Source organism: Nakamurella sp. UYEF19 (assembly GCF_040546275.1).
Taxonomy (GTDB): Bacteria; Actinomycetota; Actinomycetes; order Mycobacteriales; family Nakamurellaceae; genus Nakamurella.
The window spans coordinates 222,338-240,075 of sequence record NZ_JBEPNO010000004.1 but is presented as its reverse complement, the minus strand read 5'-3'; the positions used below and the strand labels follow the sequence as shown (position 1 = coordinate 240,075).

Below are 17,738 nucleotides of genomic sequence, written 5' to 3'. Positions count from 1 at the left end.
TCAGCCGATTCCGGGGATGAGCGAGATGAGGAGATCGATCAGTTTGATGCCGAGGAACGGGACGATCAGCCCGCCGAGGCCGTAGATCCAGAGGTTGCGGGACAACAGCTTCGCTGCCGATGACGGGGTGTACCGGACGCCGCGCATGGCCAGCGGGATCAATGCCACGATGATCAGGGCGTTGAAGATGACCGCGGACAGCACGGCCGACGACGGCGTCGCGAGCTTCATGATGTTGAGCGCGCTCAGGCCGGGGAATACCCCGACGAACATGGCCGGGAGGATGGCGAAGTACTTCGCCACGTCGTTGGCCAGCGAGAACGTGGTCAGCGCGCCGCGGGTGATCAGCAACTGCTTGCCGATCTCGACGATGTCGATCAGCTTGGTGGGGCTGGAGTCCAGGTCCACCATGTTGCCAGCCTCCTTGGCCGCGGTGGTGCCCGAGTTCATCGCCACACCGACGTCGGCCTGGGCCAGCGCCGGAGCGTCGTTGGTGCCGTCACCGGTCATCGCGACGATCCGGCCGCCGGTCTGCTCCTGGCGGATGTAGGCCAGCTTGTCCTCGGGGGTGGCCTCGGCGAGGTAGTCGTCGACGCCGGCCTCGGCCGCGATGGACTTGGCGGTGAGCTCGCTGTCGCCGGTGATCATCACCGTGCGGATGCCCATCTTGCGCAGCTCGGAGAAGCGTTCGGCGATACCGGGTTTGACGACGTCCTTGAGGTGGACGACACCCAATACCCGGGCTGCCGCAGCGGTTCTGCCCGAGGTCGACTCGAACACCTCGGCCACCAGCAGCGGAGTGCCGCCGGAGGAGGAGATCTCGCCGACCGCGGCGTTCACCTCGCCGCTGACCTGACCTCCGCGCTCGACGACCCAGGCGGACACGGCGCTGGCCGCACCCTTGCGGATCCGCTGGATCCCGGTGGGCATCGTCAGGTCGACGCCGCTCATCCTGGTTCGCGCGGAGAACTCGATGAACTCGGCCCGCGCATCGGCCGGAGCCTTTGCGCCGTAACGCTCCTCGCACAACTCGACGAGCGAGCGCCCTTCCGGGGTCTCGTCGGCCATGGAGGACCGCAGCGCGGCGGACGCCAGGTCGTCGATGTCGACGCCGGGGGCGGTGACCAGTGCCGAGGCCTGCCGGTTGCCGAAGGTGATCGTCCCGGTCTTGTCCAGCAGCAGGGTGGAGACATCGCCGGCCGCCTCGACGGCGCGGCCGCTCATGGCCAACACGTTGCGCTGCACCAGCCGGTCCATACCGGCCACGCCGATCGCCGAGACGAGCGCGCCGATGGTGGTCGGGATCAGGCAGACCAGCAGCGAGACGAGCACGACGATCGACTGGGTGGAACCGGAGAAGGTCGCCATCGGCTGCAGCACCATGATCACCAGCAGGAAGACGATGGTGAGGCTGGCCAGCAGGATGTTGAGTGCGATCTCGTTCGGCGTCTTGGACCGGACACTGCCCTCGACGAGGGCGATCATCCTGTCCACGAAAGACTTCCCGGGATCAGCGGTGATCTTGATGACGATCCGGTCCGACAGGACGCGGGTACCGCCGGTCACCGACGACCGGTCGCCGCCCGACTCGCGCACCACCGGAGCGGACTCGCCGGTGATGGCGGCCTCGTCGACACTTGCGACGCCCTCGACGATCTCGCCGTCACCCGGAATGGTATCGCCGGCCTCGCAGACGACGAGGTCGCCCTTGCGGAGCTCGGCGGCCGGGACCATGGTCTCCACGCCGGCGGGAGTGACCTTGCGGGCCACCGCGGTGTCGCGGCCGGCCCGCAGCGAGGCGGCCTGGGCCTTTCCGCGGCCCTCGGCGACCGAGTCGGCGAGGTTCGCGAAGATCACCGTCAGCCAGAGCCAAACCGCGATCAGCAGGCTGAAGAAGCTGTAGTCGGTGAAGACGAGAACGGTGGTCAGCAGGGCGCCGACCTCGACGACGAACATCACCGGGTTATGCCACATCACCCGCGGGTCAAGGGCTTTCAGGGCGTTCGGTAGTGCCGCGACCAGACTGGCCGGACGGAAGACGCCGGCACCGATGCGGTGCGGCTCCCCCGACTCGACCATCCCGGGCTTGTTCAGGGTTGGGGTGGTCATGACAATCCCTCAGCAATCGGACCCAGCGCGAGCGCCGGAAGGTAGGTCAGGGCGGCGACCAGCACGACGACCCCGAGCAGGATCGTGACGAACTGGGCCTTGTGGGTGGGCAGCGTTCCGGAGTCGTCGGGTCGGAAGCCCTGTCTCCCCAGCGATCCGGCCAGGGCCAGCACCAGGGCGATGGGAACGAACCTGCCCAGGAACATGACCACGCCGAGCGCGATGTTGTAGAAGTTGTTGTTGGCGCCCAGACCCGCGAAGGCGGACCCGTTGTTGTTGCCCGCCGAGGCGAAGGCGTAGGTGATCTCGGTGAGTGAATGGGGTCCGCTGTTGAGCACGGCGGCCTTGGCCGACGGCACCAGCAGCGCGACCCCGGTCCCGATCAGCACCAGTGCAGGTGTGGCCAGGATGTAGGCGGCCACGAACTTCATCTGCTCACCGCCGATTCGCTTGCCCAGGTAGGTCGGGGTGCGTCCGACCATCAGGCCGGCGATGAACACCGCGACCATGGCAAGGATCAACATGCCGTAGAGGCCCGAACCTGTTCCACCGGGGGCGATTTCGCCGAGCAAGATGTTGAGGAGCAGTGTTCCGCCACCGATTCCGGTGAACGAGGAGTGCGTCGAGTCGACGGCACCGGTGGACGTCAGCGTCGTGGAGATCTCGAACAGTGACGACATCGGTATGCCGAACCGGACCTCCTTGCCCTCCATTGCGGCGCCCGCGGCCTGCAGAGCCGCACCAGGGTGGGCGTTCTCGAAGCCGAGCGCGGTGGCCAGCGAGCCGGCCCACAGGATCACCATGGTGATCAGGATCGCGACGCCCTGCTTCAGGCTGCCGACCATCCGGCCGAACGTGCGCGGCAGGGAGAACGGGATGGCCAGCATGAGGACGATGGCCAGCATGTTGGTGGCCATCGTCGGGTTCTCGAACGGGTGCCCGGAGTTGGCGTTGAAGTAGCCACCGCCGTTGGTGCCCAGCTGCTTGATGACCTCCTGCGAGGCGACGAGACCACCGGGGAGGGTCTGCGACCCACCGGCCAGGGTGGTGACGTCGAGCGGGGCGTTCAGGTTCTGGATGACGCCGGCCGCGACCATCACCAGTGCGATGACGATGGAGATCGGCAGCATCAGCCGGATGGTGGTCCTCGTCAGGTCGACCCAGAAGTTGCCCAGCCGGTCGGTGTGACGGCGGACGAGACCACGGATCAGGGCGGCCACGACCACCATGCCCACAGCGCCGGACAGGAAGTTCTGAACGGTGAGCCCAACGGCCTGCACGGTGTAACCGAGCGCGGTCTCACCGGAGTAGGACTGCCAGTTCGTGTTGGTGACGAAGCTGACCGCGGTGTTGAAGCTCTGCGCCTTGGGCATGCCGGGCCGACCGAAATCGAAGGGCAGGTGCGCCTGGGCGGCGAGCAGACCCCAGAGCAGCGCGATGGAGATGACGCTGAACGTCATCACCGAGATCAGGTAGGTGTACCAGCGCTGGTCGGCCTTGGCGTCGATGCGAAGGACACGGTAGAAACCCTTCTCGAGCTTCCAATCCTTCTGGGAGGTGTAGATCTTGGCGATGTAATCGCCAAGGGGTACGTGGATCGCGGCCAGGACGGCGATCACCAGGGCGATCTCGAGGGCGGCGATGATGGCCGGGCTCATCAGAACTTCTCCGGTTTCACCACGGCCACGACCAGGTAGCCGAGCAGGAGCACCGCCAGGATGGCGGCGACGATGGTCACCACTGCTCCGCAGGGGCAATGGGAATCAACATGAACAAGCACCTGTCCTTCACAACTGCAGGCCCGATCTGGGTCCACCAGGACGAAATCTAGGTTTGCCGAAAGACGTTCGGTGCTTTCCTGACGCGGCGTTGACCACGACGGACGGATCTTGACGAAACCTTGATGCCCGGTGTTGTGCGCGGCACATCGGCGGCCATCTGCGAAGACGACACCACGGCCGGCCTCGCCGCCGGCACCGACCTCTCGGCCCCGCCACGCCATGACGAACTGCGGCGTGACGGCCGGGCTGGGACACTGACCGGGTGAGCATTCCGTCGGGCGGTCCGCAGCGGCGTGGGCCGCTGCCCGGAGCCGACGACGAGAGCACCCAGCGGGTGCTGGGCGGCCGTTACCGCCTGCAACGGGTCGTCGGCAAGGGGGCGATGGGCCGGGTCTGGGCCGCGCACGACGAGGTCCTCAACCGCCCGGTCGCGATCAAGGAGGTCGACTTCCCCCGCGGGATGCCGGCGTCGGAGGTCGACCAGATCGCCCAGCGGACGATGCGCGAGGCCAGAGCCGTCGCCTCGGTGTCGGACCCGCATGTGGTGACCATCTTCGACATGCTCAGCCTCCCGAACGGGCCGGCCATCGTGATGGAACTGCTCTCGGCGAGATCGCTCGCCGAGATCATCAACGCCGGTGGCCCCATGGACGACGCTCGCACGGCCGCGATCGGCCTCTCCGTCGCGTCCGGATTGCTGGCCGCCCACTCGGCCGGCATCACCCATCGCGACGTCAAACCCGGGAACGTGTTGATCTGCGACGACGGCCGCATCAAGCTGACCGACTTCGGCATCGCCCGCAGCGCCGGCGAGCAGACCATCACGGCGACCGGTCTGCTGCTCGGGTCACCCGCCTACATCTCGCCGGAGGTGGCTTCCGGACGGCCGGCGAACGCCCAGTCCGACGCCTGGGGCCTTGGCGCCATGCTGTTCGCGTGCGTCCAGGGTGTTCCGCCGTACGACCGGGGAACGCCGTTGGCAACCCTGACGGCGGTGGTGCAGGATCCGGTCCCGCCCCACCCGGATTCGGGACGGCTGGGCGGCGTCATCCGAGGACTGCTCGTGAAGGACCCCGCCACCCGGATGTCGGTGGGGACGGCCCACCAGGCGATGCTGCGGATCGCCACCGATTCCGGCCATCTCGTCACCCACGCCTGGCGGCCGCCGCCGTCCCAACACGCGCAGCCGCAGCACGCGCCGTACCAGCCCGCGCCGTCCCAGCAGTCGCCGTCCCAACAGTCGCCGCACCAGCAGTCGCCGCACCATGCGCCGCCGGGTGTGCAGCACATGGTCCCCACCGGGAAGCAGTCCGGGCCGCAGGGGATCTCGCCGACCGGCGCGCAGCTCGGGGGGCCGACGAGCGGGCCGTACCGGTCAGCCGCGGCGTCTCGGCCGGCTGCTCCGCCCTGGACCGGTCCGGCCGCGAATCTCCCACCGCCACCGTGGGCGCAGACCAGCGCAGCCTCGCTGCGCGCCCTACCGGTGATCGCGCCGGTTCGCAGCACCCGGAGTCGCGCCGCAGTCGCCGTCCTGACGCTGTTCGTGGCGCTGGCCGCGGCGGCTGCCGGGTACCTCGGGGTCCGGGCCATCGCCCACCTGGAGAACGGCACGCCGATCCTCAGCAGTGCAGCGAGCGCTGCCGGGCAGTCCGTTGATGACGGATCGACCGGCAGCAACGAAGGACAGAGCGGCCTGCAAGGGCAACGCCTATCGCTCTAGCTCATCCCAGACCTGTTGCGGCACAGTGGCATTGATGCGCTCGGCGGTCGAACGGACCTGTGCGGCGGTACGCATCCCGGTGACGACGCTCGTGGTGGCCGGGTGCTGCAGTGGAAACTGCATGGCCAGAGCCGGCAGTGTCCATCCGAGGGCCTGCGCCGTCCGGGCCAGATCCCTTGCCCGGCCGAGGATCTCCGGCGAAGCCGGACCGTAGTCGAAGTAGGCCCCATCTTCGGGCCAGTCCTGGGCCAGCAGCCCGGAGTTGTACGGTGCGGCCGCCAGCACTCCGACCGTCCGGCGGACGCATTCGTCCATCAGCTGTGATGCGGTCCGGTCGACCAGCGTCCAGCGGCCGGCCGGCATCACCACGTCGAGGTCGCTCTCGCGAACGATTCGCAGCGGCGCCTGCCACTGGTTCATCCCGACACCGACCGCGCCGATGACGCCCTCCTCGCGCAACCGCACGAGTGCGGGAATCGTCTCGCCGACGACCAGATCGACGACGTCGTCCGGATCGTGCACCAGCGCGATGTCGATCCGGTCCAACCCCAGGCGCACCAGGCTCGCCTCGATGCTGCGCAGGACACCATCGCGCGTGTAGTCGCGCCGGCGGGTGAGCAGGTCCGGGACGTCGAACAGGTTTGTCTGGAGGTCGGAGCCGGTCGGGTGGGGGTTGTCCACCAGTAGGCGGCCGACCTTGGTGGACAGCACGTACTCCGATCTGGGCCGGGCGGCCAACGCCGCCCCGAGGCGCCGCTCCGACAGACCGAGGCCGTAGTGCGGCGCGGTGTCGAAATAGCGGATGCCGACATCCCACGCGGCATCCACTGCGGCAGCGGCGCTCTCGTCCGAGATCTCGCGATAGAGATTACCGATCGGTGCCGCACCGAAGCCCAGCTCGGACAACTGCAGTTTCGTCCGGCCGAGCGCACGCATCTTCAGCATGGACGTCGATCCCGCACCGTCGGTTTCACCACCCGATCCAACACCCCGGACCTTCAGGCGCGAGGACCGACCGCCTTTTCGGCGTGAACGAGCCCGATGGCCGGCCCGTCGGCCGCGAGCCATTTCGCCGATACTTCGCGGTGCTCGATCCGCACCTCCGATGAGAACACCCGTGGCGCCTCCCGCAGTGGGCCCAGACCCCGCAGGAAGCTCCGATAACGCTCTGCCCGAGGAGCTCTCGGCCGACGGCAGATCACCGCGCAGCTGGCCGCACCGGCGCCCGACGCCCCGCACAGCCGACGATCTGCGCCACCGATCTGCGATCCACGACCCCGACCGTCCCTGAAATCGGGGTGGCGCCGCGCCGTTACGCTGCTGGGCATGTCCACCGACGCCACGACCGACAACCGACCCTCGGCGCAGGAAGCGGCGGCCGCTCTCGCGGACGCCACCGGCATCGCGCACCACGACGTCGCCCTGGTGATGGGGTCGGGTTGGGCGCCGGCGGCCGACGCCCTCGGCGTCGCCACCGCAGAGGTCGCCATGGCCGAACTGCCCGGGTTCCGGCCACCGGTCGTCGAGGGGCACGGCGGCACGATCCGATCGATGCAGATCGGCGACAAGCGAGCGCTGGTCTTCCTCGGTCGCACCCACCTCTACGAAGGCAAAGGGGTGGCGGCGCTCGCGCACGGCGTGCGGACCGCCGTAGCGGCCGGGGCAAAGCTCATCGTCCTGACCAATGCGGCCGGCGGGTTGCGGCAGGGCATGTATCCCGGGCAGCCGGTGCTGATCTCCGACCACCTCAACCTGACGGCCACGTCCCCCATCTCCGGCGCAACGTTCGTCGATCTCACCGACCTCTACTCGCCGCGGCTGCGCGCCCTTGCCACCGAGATCGACCCGAGCCTGGAGGAAGGCGTCTACGCCCAACTGCCGGGACCACACTTCGAGACCCCCGCCGAGATCCGCATGCTGCGGACCATGGGCGCCGATCTGGTCGGCATGTCAACGGTTCTGGAGGCGATTGCCGCCCGCGAGGCCGGAGCCGAGGTCTTCGGGCTCTCCCTCGTCACCAATCTCGCCGCCGGGATGACCGGCGAGCCGCTCGACCACCTCGAGGTGCTGGCCGAGGGCCGCGCCGCCGCCGGACGGATGGGAGCCCTGCTCGCCGACGTCGTCGCGCGGGCATGACGACCCCCGGGGTGCCAGCCGGCGGCCGCCTGCCCCCCGCACTCCGCGATGCAGCTGCGAGATGGATCGCCGACGATCCTTCCCCTGCCGACCGGGCCGAACTGCAGCAGGTGCTGGCGGGCGCGATGGCCGGCGCGCCGACCGACATCGCCGACCTGACGGAGCGGATGAGCGCCCCCCTGACCTTCGGGACCGCCGGCCTCCGCGGACCGCTGCGCGCCGGACCGGCCGGCATGAATCTCGCCGTCGTCCGGCGGGCCGCAGCAGGCATCGCCGCGTACCTGGGCGAGCGCGTCAGCGGCGGGCGGGTGATCGTCGGCCACGATGCGCGGCACCGGTCGGCCGAGTTTGCCCGGGACGCAGCGAACGTCCTGGCCGCAGCGGGATTCGAAGTGCTGCTGGCGCCGGCCGCCCTGCCCACTCCGATCACCGCCTACGCCGTCCGCCGACTCGACGCGATCGCCGGACTGCAGGTGACCGCCTCGCACAATCCGCCCCGGGACAACGGTCTCAAGGTCTACCTGGCGGGCGGCAGCCAGCTGGTGGGACCGTCGGACGTCCAGATCGAGGCGGCCATCGCGGCCGTCCGGCCGGCGGTGTCCATCGACGCATCGGGACATCCGTTGCCGTGGCCCGACGATCTGGTACCGGACTACACGGCGGCCGCAGCGGCCGTCGCAACCGGTGCAGCCCATGCCATTCGGGTCGCAGCGACACCCCTGCACGGAGTCGGCGGCGAGACCCTTGTGAAAGCAATGCATCTCGCTGGATTCACGGACGTCCACGTGGTCAGCTCACAGGCGGCACCGGATCCCGACTTCCCGACGGTGTCCTTCCCCAACCCGGAGGAGCCGGGCGCCTGTGATGCGCTGCTCGCACTTGCGGCCGAGGTCGGGGCGGACCTTGCCATTGCCAACGACCCGGATGCCGATCGGTGCAGCATCGGCGTGCCTGGTCCGGACGGGACCTGGCGGATGCTCACCGGGGACGAAACCGGTGCCTTGCTCGGCGATGCCGTGCTGGCACGGCTCGACCGGACGCAGCATCCGGATCCGCTGGTGGCCACCACCATCGTCTCCTCGCAGCTGCTCGGCCGGATCGCGGCCGCCCGCGGGTCCCGGTACGACGAAACCCTCACCGGCTTCAAGTGGATCGTCCGGGCCGGGGACGGACTCGGCACGGGACTGGTCTTCGGCTACGAGGAAGCACTCGGTCTTGCCGTCGATCCCGACGTGGTCCGCGACAAGGACGGGATCTCCGCCGCGGTGCTCGCCTGCGACGTGGTCGCGGGACTGCTCGCCGCCGGGCGTACGGTCGGCGACGCGCTCGATGACCTGGCCAGAGCACACGGCCTGCACACCACGGGGGCGATTTCGCTACGGGTGCAGGATGTCTCGCAGATCGCCGACTGGATGTCCAAGCTGCGCGCCGACCTCCCGGATCAGCTACTCGGCGAAACCGTCACCAGTGCCACCGATCTGCTCCCCCTGACCGACGGAGTGCGGATCACCACCGACAGCACCCGGGTGGTGATCCGGCCGTCCGGCACCGAGCCCAAGCTCAAGTGCTACCTGGAGATCGTCACGCCCGTTCCCTCTGCTTCTGCCGTCGGCACCGACCTCGTCGACCTCCGCGCGAGAGCGGGCGAACGGATGGTCGCCCTGCGCGTCGAGGTGGCCCGTTTGATCCAGCAGGACACGCCCTCCTGACGACGGTCGGCGACGAGCGCACCGACCGAATGGGGGACCGGGCCTGTGACGGAGCGAACAGCCCCACCCGGCGGGCATACCATCCCTTTCATGAACATCGGCGAGAACTGGGACGGCCCGCGGCCGGCGTCGGGACGCGCGGCATCCTGCCGGCCACATCCGGAGCCTCCCCCGACGATCATCTGACCACCGAGACCGCCCGCGCTGAAGAGTTTGCCCGGAGGAACCATGACGCTCAACGATGTCGTCACGCCGATCGAGATCGTGACCTACAGCGCCGAAGAAGGCACGGTCAACGGCCACACCGTGACGAGGGGGGCCTATGCCACCATCCATGACGCGTGCATCGCGCTGACCGTCCCGTATGCGCAGCAGGTCGGCGGTCCGATCCTGACCCACGCGGTCGACACCATCGGCGCTCCGGCCGAGTACTGGCTGCACGTGCATCCTGACGGGCAGGCGACGCCGGTCCCGCGCCACATCGGACCCGCGTCGGCGCCGCTGCAGGCCGTCCCTTCGCAGGTGGGCGGGGATTGGTTGCCGCAGCCGACCGTCAGCGGGCACCACACCGGTGGCCATCGGCCAGCCGGTGGCGAGCAGGCCGCCCACGGCCATCGGCCACCTGGCGACGACCAGGCTGCCACTCCGACTCCTTCCCTACCGCGGTTGACCCTGCCGGAGTTCTCGGTACCCGCCTTCCACGCTCCCGAGTACCCGTCGTTCGACGAAGAAGACCGTGTCCGACCGGACCACGGCACGCCGGATCGACCGCAGCCGGCCGGCGCCGAGATCCTGAGTCCCGAGTCCGACACCACCCAGCAGGTCACCGTGGCCGACATCGCCGCACTCGATCCCCGGGGTGCCGGTCCGATCGCGGCGCCGGAAGCCCGCCCGGAACCGGACAGCGCCGGCGACGTCCAACCCGACGCAGCGCCGGTCGCGGGCGACGTCCAGCCCGACGCAGCGCCGGTCGCGGGCGACGTCCAACCCGAGGCAGCGCCGGTCGCCGGCGACGTCCAACCCGAGGCAGCGCCGGATGCGGTCGAGGCAGCGCTGGTCGAGGCGGCCGTCGCAGCGCCGGTCGAGGCGATCGTCGAGGCAGCCCCGGCACCCCTGGCCGAGATCGACGTGGAACCCGAGCCGACTGCCTCTGCCAATCTGCCCGGGGGGCCGGCAACGGCCGAACCGTTCCGCTCGGACCCGGCGCTGCTCGAGGAGGCGTGGCCCCTGGCCCCGGAACCGACGATCGCCCTCGCACCGGTGCCCTCCCCTCGACCGGACATCTTCCGCGCACCGCCGGCCGCACAGAACGGGGTCGGACCTGGCCCGTCCAGGTCGGCGCGCCGCCATGCGGCCGGCGAACCCGGTCCGGCTCATTCGACGGATACGGCGGATTCGGCGGATCTGACGGATCTGACGGATTCGGCGAGTACGGCGAATAGGGCGAATTCAGCCGATACGGCCAAAACGGCGCTCCCGCCGCTGCCGACGTTCGACCACCGGCCGATCGTGGTGCCGGCACCACGATTCAGCGATGCCCCACTGAGCACTGCCCCACCATTCAGCGTTCCCCCAGCCGCGCCGGCACCGCCCGTCAGATCAGCGCCTCCGTCGGCGCTGATCGTGCCGGAAACACCGATCGTCGTCCCGACCCTGGACGACCTGCTGGCCACCCGACCGCCATTGCCGACCGGTCCGGCGCAACTGGGCTGGCGGGCCACCGTCCGTCATCTGACCGGCGGCCTGATCGCACTTCGCCCCAACCAGGCCGAGATCGCCCAGCGTCAGGCCGTCGCAGCCGTCCAGCGCAGCCTGGCCGGCCCCAAGACGGTGGTGGTGATCAACCCGAAGGGTGGGGCCAACAAGACCACCGCGACGCTGTTGATCGCGGCCACCTTCGGCATCCACCGTGGCGGATACACGTTGGCGTGGGACAACAATGAAACCCGCGGCACGATGGGCTGGCGGGCCCGGCAGGGCCGTCACACCAACACGGCCGTCGACCTCCTCCGCGAGCTGGACCGTTTCGACGACGCCCGCTCGGCCCGGGTCGGCGACCTCGACAACTTCGTCCGCAGCCAGGGGAACGCCCAGTTCGACGTGCTGGCCAGCGACGAGGACGCAACCTCGGCCGCGTCGATCGACGCCGACGCGTTCAATGCGCTGCACCACAGCCTGAGCCGGTTCTACCGGATCATCGTCGTGGACACCGGGAACAACATGCGGGCCAGCAACTGGGACGCCGCGCTCTCTGCTGCCGACCAGATCGTCATCGTCTCGACGATCCGCGAGGACACCGCGCAGTCGGCCGCCTGGGTGGCCGATGCGCTCAACGAGAAGGGTTACCGCGACAAGGTTGCGAGCGCCGTCACCGTGCTCGCCTCACCAGGGGTGAAGCCTGATCCGGCCCTGACCTCACGGCTGCGCGACCACTTCGGGCGGCTGACCAGGGCAGTCGTCCAGGTGCCGTTCGACCCGGCCCTGGTGGCCGGCGGTCCGATCGACATCGAGGGGCTGTCCTCGGCGTCGCGGGATGCGTGGCTGCAGGCGACCGCGCACGTCGCCGACGGTCTGTAGATCGCTGGGGCGATCCCTGCGCCCCGCGCACGACCATGGACGGGTGTCCCGGCGGGAGACTTCACCACGACTGCCGCGGGGAAGCTCGACCGCGCCTACGATGGGTTGATCGTCGTCGATCGGAAGGACACGTCGTGGGTGATATCGGAGCAGACCCGAAGCGGGTGGAGATCCTGCCGTCCCGTCCGGTCCTACCGGCCACTCCCGCACCGGCCCAGCCGGAACGCGCCCCCCGAGAAGAACCCGCTCCCTCGCGGTGACCGACCTGCAGTTCGACGTCCACGGCCTCCGGACCTTCCGGGTCAGCGACGACGGGCACCTCCTCCCGGTGACGGCCGTCGACGACTCCTGGCGTGACGGCATCTGCATCGCACGCTGTCGGCATCGGGCCTCGCACCGCGCTCCGGTGGAGAACTGCCGTTGCGGCATCTACACCTTCCGCACCCTGTCCGTCCTGCGCTCCCAGTACGCCCAGGCAGATCTGATCGTCGCGGTGGTGGCCCTCGAGGGTCAGACGCTGGCCGGCGTCAGGGGTTGGCGTTCGCAGGCCGGCCGGGTGGTGGCGCTCTGGGTCGCCGAGGGCGCGCTGGCCGACGATCTGCTCCTGTCCCTGGCCGACCACCTGCCCGACGTGAAGATCTTCCAGGACGTCGACGAGATGCTGGCGCAGTACCCGGATCTGACGGGAAAAACCGACCCGGTACCGACGCCCATCCACCGGTCCCGGCGGGCAGCGCGACTCCCTCTGCGCCGCAACGCCGTCCGGATCGAACGTCTCCCGATCTACCTGGTACTGACCGGGTTTCTGGTGTGGGCGATCGCCGGCGCCGAACGACAACGGAACCCGGGTGGCCTGTCCATCCTGCTGGCCGATGTCGGCCGCTTCGCTGCCGCCCACAACCAGACGCTGGGGATCGCCGCGCTACTCCTCGGCCTCAGCATCTACGTCCGCGCGACGGGATCCCTGCTGGCCGGCTGGCTCTCGGGTGTGGTGCGCCTCGGGATCCCACTGATCACAGCCTCGGTAATCGCCGCCGTCATCACCGACAACTACGTCGAGACGACCCCGCTGATCCTGACGATCCTGCTACTGCTCTGGAGCCATTCGCGCGTCCTGCTGGCCGACGTCTGCCACACCGACGGTGCCGGCTCGGTGCTGGCCCGCAGGATCCTGCAGGCCAGATCGGTACGCAACCAGTCACTCTCGCCAGGGCGACGTGGGCCGGGCGTGGCCTACCCGGCACACCCTGATCATTCGCCCCGGACCTACCCGCTGATCCTGCCGGTGCACTTCGAGCCCAAGACCACTTGAGTCGGCCGTCGCGTCGTCGTCGGGGCGCGGCCGTTCCGTTGCCTCGTACGAAGACGAGCGTTCAGACGGCGCCGAGCGTTCAGACGGCGCCGAACTGGCGGTCGCCGGCGTCACCGAGACCCGGGACGATGTAACCGGAGTCGTTCAGCCGCTCATCGACCGACGCGGTGACGACGCGCACGCCGAGCCCGGACTCGGCCAGCATCAGCAGGCCCTCGGGCGCAGCCAGCGCGCAGATGGCGGTGACGTCGGTTGCGCCCCTGGCCTTGAGCAGTTGGATGGTGTGGACCATCGAACCGCCAGTGGCCAGCATCGGGTCGAGGACGTAGACCGGGCGTCCGGCGAGCGACTCCGGGAGGGACTCCATGTAAGGCGTCGGCAGCAGCGTCTTCTCGTCGCGGGCCAACCCGACGAATCCCATCTGCGACTCGGGGATCAACGCGTGCGCCTGGTCGGCCATGCCGAGTCCGGCGCGGAGCACCGGTACCAGGAGGGGCGGATTCGCCAGCCGGACGGCGGAGGTGCGCGCCACCGGGGTGTGGATCGGCACCCGCTCGGTGGCCAGCGTGCGACTGGCCTCGTAGATCAGCATCAACGTCAGCTCCCGAAGGGCCGCCCGGAACGTCGCGTTGTCGGTGCGTGCATCACGCATGGTCGACAGTCGGGCCGCGGCCAGCGGGTGGTCGACCACCGTCACGTCGAGGCCGGCCGGGATCTCGTGCGGAGCTGGCATCGTGGATCTCCTCTCGATTCGCGTGCGGTCGTCCGGCCGGGGCTGGGCGGACCCGCTCGGGCTCGGGCGGGACCCGCTCGGGCTCGGGCGGACCGTCAGGCTGGTCGCGACCGTCAGGCTGGACGCGGGCGGATCCTCCGGCCGGGGGCTCGGGCGGATCCGGTGCCCGAACCGTAGCCGGTCGACCGGGCGCGGCCATCGCCGACTGGGCCGGGCGCCCGGCCCGCGCATAGGATCCCTGCAATGAGCGTCTCCCCGACCCTGCCCGCGCACCTGCGGCCGGCACTACTGGCCGATGCGGCGGCGGACGAGTCCTCCCTGCGCCGCTTCCTGCAGGGACTGCCCGGTGTCGACCCGGTCGGAGTCGAATCCCGGGCCGCCGCCCTGGCCACCCGGTCGATCAAGTCGACCGCGAAGCTCCGGGCCATCGACCTGGCCATCTCGATGGTCGACCTGACGACGCTCGAGGGCTCTGACACTCCGGGCAAGGTGCGGACGCTGGCCGCCAAGGCCCGCCGGCCCGACCCCGGGTTCCCGGACACCCCGACCGTGGCCGCGGTCTGCGTCTACCCGGACATGGTGGCGGTGGCCGCCGCGGAACTGGCCGGCACGGGCGTCGGCATCGCCTCGGTCGCCACCGCTTTCCCCTCCGGCCGGTCCTCGCTGGAGGTCAAACTGGCCGACACCGCGCTGGCCATCGAGGCCGGGGCGACCGAGATCGACATGGTCATCGACCGTGGCGCGTTCCTCGCCGGCAACTACGGCAAGGTGTTCGACGAGATCAGGGCGATCAAGGCCGCTTGCGGCTCGACCCGGCTGAAGGTCATCCTGGAAACCGGCGAACTGGCCACCTACGACAACGTCCGGCGCGCTTCGTTTCTCGCCATGCTGGCCGGCGGCGACTTCATCAAGACCTCCACGGGCAAGATCGCGCCGGCCGCCACGCTGCCCGTCATCCACGTGATGCTGCAGGCGGTCCACGACTGGTACGCGCTGACCGGCGACCGGGTCGCGGTGAAACCGGCGGGCGGCATCCGCAACACCAAGGACGCGCTGCGATACCTGGTCGCCGTGCGGGAGGTGGCCGGACCGGAGTGGTTGGACCCCTTTCTCTTCCGCTTCGGCGCCTCGTCCCTGCTCAATGATCTGCTGATGCAACGGCGCACCCAGACCGACGGCCACTACTCCGGCCCCAATTACGTGACGGTGGACTAAGTGACCCTCGATCCGCACTCGCCCGGCGTCCGCGCCGCGACCGATTGGGACTACGCCCCGGCGCCGGAATCGGCTGCCATCGGCCGCGTCCGCGACCGGTACCAGATGTTCGTGGGCGGGTCCTTCGTCGACGGAGGCGGTGACGATCTGGAAACCCTGAACCCGGCCACCGCGCAGCCCCTCTCGACGGTCTCCACCGCCTCCGTCGCGGACGTCGACGTTGCGGTCGGTCATGCGCGAAAAGCGTTCGAGGGCAGCTGGTCCCGGCTGTCCGGCGCCGAGCGCGGCAAGTACCTGTTCCGGATCGCCCGCAGCATCGCCGAGCGGGCAAGAGAGCTGGCCGTGGTCGAGACGCTCGATAACGGCAAGCCCATCAAGGAATCCCGCGACGTCGACATCCCCACGGCTGCAGCGCATTTCTTCTACCACGCCGGCTGGGCCGACAAGCTGCAGCACGCCGGGTTCGGCCCGTCACCGCAGCCGCTCGGTGTGGTCGGGCAGGTGATCCCGTGGAACTTCCCGCTGTTGATGGCCGCCTGGAAGATCGCTCCGGCGCTGGCCGCCGGCAATACGGTGGTGATCAAACCCGCTGAGACCACACCACTCTCGATCCTGGTGCTGGCCGAGATCCTCGCCGACGCCGACCTCCCGCCCGGTGTGGTGAACATCCTGCCCGGGGCCGGCGACATCGGAAAGGCCCTCGTCCAACACCCCGGCATCGACAAGGTGGCCTTCACCGGATCCACCCAGGTCGGCAAGCAAATCCAGCGCGCACTGGCCGGCACCGGACGGAGGTTGACCCTCGAACTGGGCGGCAAGGCCGCGAACATCGTCTTCGACGACGCGCCGATCGACCAGGCGGTCGAGGGCATCGTCAACGGGATCTTCTTCAACCAGGGTCACGTCTGCTGCGCGGGATCCCGCCTGCTGGTGCAGGAGTCGGTGGCCGACGAGGTGGTCGCCAAGCTGCAGGAGCGGATCTCGACCCTGCGCCTGGGTGACCCGATGGACAAGAACACCGACATCGGCGCGATCAACTCGGCCGAGCAGCTGTCCAGGGTCACTGCGCTGGCGGCCACCGGGGAGGACGAGGGCGCGGTGCGCTGGACCTCCCCGTGTCCCGTGCCGGACCGCGGATTCTTCTTCCCGCCAACGGTGTTCACAAACGTCTCGCAGTCCATGCGGATCGCACGCGAGGAAATCTTCGGGCCGGTGCTGTCGGTCCTGACGTTCCGCACCCCGGACGAGGCGGTCGCGAAGGCGAACAACACGCCCTACGGGTTGTCGGCCGGCGTCTGGACCGAGAAGGGTTCCCGCATCCTGGGAGTGGCCTCGGCGCTCCGGGCCGGCGTGGTCTGGGCCAACACCTTCAACCGGTTCGACCCGACCGCAGCCTTCGGCGGCTACAAGGAATCCGGGTTCGGCCGCGAAGGTGGCCGCTCCGGTCTCGCCGCGTACCTCAACACCGACGACGAGGGGATCTGATGTCCGACGACTCCGAGTTCGCGGAATCCGGCGACCGGCTAGCGGTCGCCAAGACCTACAAGCTGTTCATCGGCGGGGCGTTCCCGCGGTCGGAGTCCGGCCGGACCTATCAGGTGACGGACGCGGACGGACACTTCCTGGCCAACGTCGCCCGTGGTTCCCGCAAGGACGGACGGGACGCGGTGTCGGCCGCCCGCAAGGCTTTCGGCGGATGGTCCGGCGCGACCGCCTACAACCGCGGTCAGGTGATCTACCGGATCGCGGAGATGCTGGAGGGACGCCGGGCCCAGTTCGTCGACCTGCTCCGCGACGGCGGCGAGGGCCAGCCCGGCCCCGTGGTGGACGCGGCGATCGACCGCATCGTCCACTATGCAGGCTGGACGGACAAGCTGGCGGCGGTGTTCGGCGGAGCCAACCCGGTGGCCGGCCCATTCTTCTCCTTCTCCGCCCCGGAGCCGACCGGCGTCGTGGTAGCCGTTGCCCCGCAACAGGATTCGCTGCTCGGCCTGGTCAGTGTGATCGCACCGATCATCACGTCGGGCAACACCGTCGTGGTGCTGGCCTCGCAGACCCGCCCGCTGGCGGCCGTCGCGCTGGCCGAAGTGCTGGCCACATCGGACCTCCCGGGCGGCGTCGTCAACATCCTCACCGGAGATCCGGCCGAGATCGCACCACATCTGGCGGCCCACGGCGACGTCGACGCCCTCGATCTGACCGGCGCCGAGGGTGATCTCCGCACGTCCCTCGAGCGGTCGGCCGCGGGGACCGTCAAACGGGTCTACGCCCCCCCGATCAGCGACTTCGGCCGGGTACCGGGGACCGTTCGCCTGCGGGCGTTCCTTGAGACCAAAACCGTGTGGCACCCGACCGGGGCACTCTCCCTCGGCGGGGGCGGCGGCTACTGACCACCCGGGCGGCCGACCTGCGAGATTCCTCACCTTGGAGATCAGGGCACGGGAAG

At 69.6% G+C, this 17,738-nt stretch carries 14 protein-coding genes; 9 read left to right on the top strand and 5 right to left on the bottom strand.

Going from position 1 to position 17,738, the window contains the following annotated elements:
* Genes kdpB through kdpF form a run of 3 tightly spaced genes read right to left on the bottom strand, consistent with a single transcriptional unit; the run spans position 1 to position 3,889 of the window.
* The gene (kdpB, locus tag ABIB25_RS09540) at positions 1-2,109 is read right to left on the bottom strand and encodes a potassium-transporting ATPase subunit KdpB (RefSeq protein WP_354528192.1); all 2,109 of its coding nucleotides are present in this window, start codon (positions 2,107-2,109) and stop codon (positions 1-3) included.
* On the bottom strand, positions 2,106-3,767 hold the full coding sequence (gene kdpA / locus ABIB25_RS09535; protein ID WP_354528191.1) for a potassium-transporting ATPase subunit KdpA: 1,662 nt from the start codon (positions 3,765-3,767) through the stop codon (positions 2,106-2,108). Before kdpA ends, kdpB begins: the two co-directional genes overlap by 4 nt.
* Complete coding sequence (gene kdpF, locus ABIB25_RS09530; RefSeq protein ID WP_354528190.1) at positions 3,767-3,889, bottom strand: K(+)-transporting ATPase subunit F; 123 nt, start codon at positions 3,887-3,889, stop codon at positions 3,767-3,769. Before kdpF ends, kdpA begins: the two co-directional genes overlap by 1 nt.
* A gap of 123 nt (positions 3,890-4,012) precedes the next feature.
* Here kdpF and ABIB25_RS09525 point away from each other — a divergent pair, with 123 nt between their 5' ends.
* Together ABIB25_RS09525 and ABIB25_RS09520 are read left to right on the top strand one after the other, a co-directional pair.
* Positions 4,013-4,156, top strand: a complete 144-nt coding sequence (locus ABIB25_RS09525; RefSeq protein ID WP_354528189.1) for a hypothetical protein — start codon at positions 4,013-4,015, stop codon at positions 4,154-4,156.
* Positions 4,153-5,610, top strand: coding sequence for a serine/threonine-protein kinase (locus ABIB25_RS09520; RefSeq protein WP_354528188.1), 1,458 nt, complete (start codon positions 4,153-4,155; stop codon positions 5,608-5,610). Before ABIB25_RS09525 ends, ABIB25_RS09520 begins: the two co-directional genes overlap by 4 nt.
* Here the strand turns inward: ABIB25_RS09520 and ABIB25_RS09515 are convergent.
* Positions 5,599-6,555: an aldo/keto reductase gene (locus ABIB25_RS09515; RefSeq protein WP_354528187.1), complete on the bottom strand. Its 957-nt coding sequence runs from the start codon at positions 6,553-6,555 to the stop codon at positions 5,599-5,601. The two genes, ABIB25_RS09520 and ABIB25_RS09515, sit on opposite strands and share 12 nt — an antisense overlap.
* A gap of 381 nt (positions 6,556-6,936) precedes the next feature.
* On the opposite strand from ABIB25_RS09515, the gene ABIB25_RS09510 reads away from it, so the two are divergent.
* The 4 genes from ABIB25_RS09510 to ABIB25_RS09495 all read left to right on the top strand — a co-directional run bounded on the left by ABIB25_RS09510 (position 6,937) and on the right by ABIB25_RS09495 (position 13,344).
* A complete protein-coding gene (locus ABIB25_RS09510) occupies positions 6,937-7,746 on the top strand; it encodes a purine-nucleoside phosphorylase (protein ID WP_354528186.1) in 810 nt (269 codons plus the stop codon).
* Positions 7,743-9,455, top strand: coding sequence for a phospho-sugar mutase (locus tag ABIB25_RS09505; RefSeq protein WP_354528185.1), 1,713 nt, complete (start codon positions 7,743-7,745; stop codon positions 9,453-9,455). The genes ABIB25_RS09510 and ABIB25_RS09505 overlap by 4 nt, the downstream gene beginning before the upstream one ends.
* A 228-nt stretch (positions 9,456-9,683) precedes the next feature.
* Positions 9,684-12,032 carry a hypothetical protein gene (locus ABIB25_RS09500; protein ID WP_354528184.1) on the top strand — a complete coding sequence of 783 codons (2,349 nt, stop codon included), beginning with the start codon at positions 9,684-9,686 and terminating at the stop codon, positions 12,030-12,032.
* A 256-nt stretch (positions 12,033-12,288) separates the two neighbouring features.
* The gene (locus ABIB25_RS09495; RefSeq protein ID WP_354528183.1) at positions 12,289-13,344 is read left to right on the top strand and encodes a hypothetical protein; all 1,056 of its coding nucleotides are present in this window, start codon (positions 12,289-12,291) and stop codon (positions 13,342-13,344) included.
* Between the two features lie 79 nt (positions 13,345-13,423).
* Here ABIB25_RS09495 and upp read toward each other — a convergent pair whose 3' ends face one another.
* Positions 13,424-14,077, bottom strand: a complete 654-nt coding sequence (upp, locus tag ABIB25_RS09490; RefSeq protein ID WP_354528182.1) for a uracil phosphoribosyltransferase — start codon at positions 14,075-14,077, stop codon at positions 13,424-13,426.
* Positions 14,078-14,320: 243 nt separating this feature from the next.
* On the opposite strand from upp, the gene deoC reads away from it, so the two are divergent.
* The 3 genes from deoC to ABIB25_RS09475 are packed head-to-tail and all read left to right on the top strand — an operon-like array spanning position 14,321 to position 17,682.
* Positions 14,321-15,292: a deoxyribose-phosphate aldolase gene (gene deoC / locus ABIB25_RS09485; protein ID WP_354528181.1), complete on the top strand. Its 972-nt coding sequence runs from the start codon at positions 14,321-14,323 to the stop codon at positions 15,290-15,292.
* Entirely contained in the window at positions 15,293-16,777 is a 1,485-nt protein-coding gene (locus ABIB25_RS09480; RefSeq protein WP_354528180.1) for an aldehyde dehydrogenase family protein, read from the top strand.
* Positions 16,777-17,682, top strand: a complete 906-nt coding sequence (locus ABIB25_RS09475) for an aldehyde dehydrogenase family protein (RefSeq protein ID WP_354528179.1) — start codon at positions 16,777-16,779, stop codon at positions 17,680-17,682. The genes ABIB25_RS09480 and ABIB25_RS09475 overlap by 1 nt, the downstream gene beginning before the upstream one ends.
* Positions 17,683-17,738 lie beyond the last annotated feature (56 nt).

Excerpts from the sequence above, each read along its gene's own strand:
- kdpA (WP_354528191.1), bottom strand. The coding sequence starts at position 3,767 with ATGAGCCCGGCCATCATCGCCGCCCTCGAGATCGCCCTGGTGATCGCC.
- ABIB25_RS09510 (WP_354528186.1), top strand. The coding sequence starts at position 6,937 with ATGTCCACCGACGCCACGACCGACAACCGACCCTCGGCGCAGGAAGCG.
- ABIB25_RS09515 (WP_354528187.1), bottom strand. The coding sequence starts at position 6,555 with ATGCTGAAGATGCGTGCGCTCGGCCGGACGAAACTGCAGTTGTCCGAG.
- ABIB25_RS09505 (WP_354528185.1), top strand. The coding sequence starts at position 7,743 with ATGACGACCCCCGGGGTGCCAGCCGGCGGCCGCCTGCCCCCCGCACTC.
- ABIB25_RS09500 (WP_354528184.1), top strand. The coding sequence starts at position 9,684 with ATGACGCTCAACGATGTCGTCACGCCGATCGAGATCGTGACCTACAGC.
- upp (WP_354528182.1), bottom strand. The coding sequence starts at position 14,077 with ATGCCAGCTCCGCACGAGATCCCGGCCGGCCTCGACGTGACGGTGGTC.
- ABIB25_RS09475 (WP_354528179.1), top strand. The coding sequence starts at position 16,777 with ATGTCCGACGACTCCGAGTTCGCGGAATCCGGCGACCGGCTAGCGGTC.
- ABIB25_RS09525 (WP_354528189.1), top strand. The coding sequence starts at position 4,013 with ATGCCCGGTGTTGTGCGCGGCACATCGGCGGCCATCTGCGAAGACGAC.
- deoC (WP_354528181.1), top strand. The coding sequence starts at position 14,321 with ATGAGCGTCTCCCCGACCCTGCCCGCGCACCTGCGGCCGGCACTACTG.
- kdpB (WP_354528192.1), bottom strand. The coding sequence starts at position 2,109 with ATGACCACCCCAACCCTGAACAAGCCCGGGATGGTCGAGTCGGGGGAG.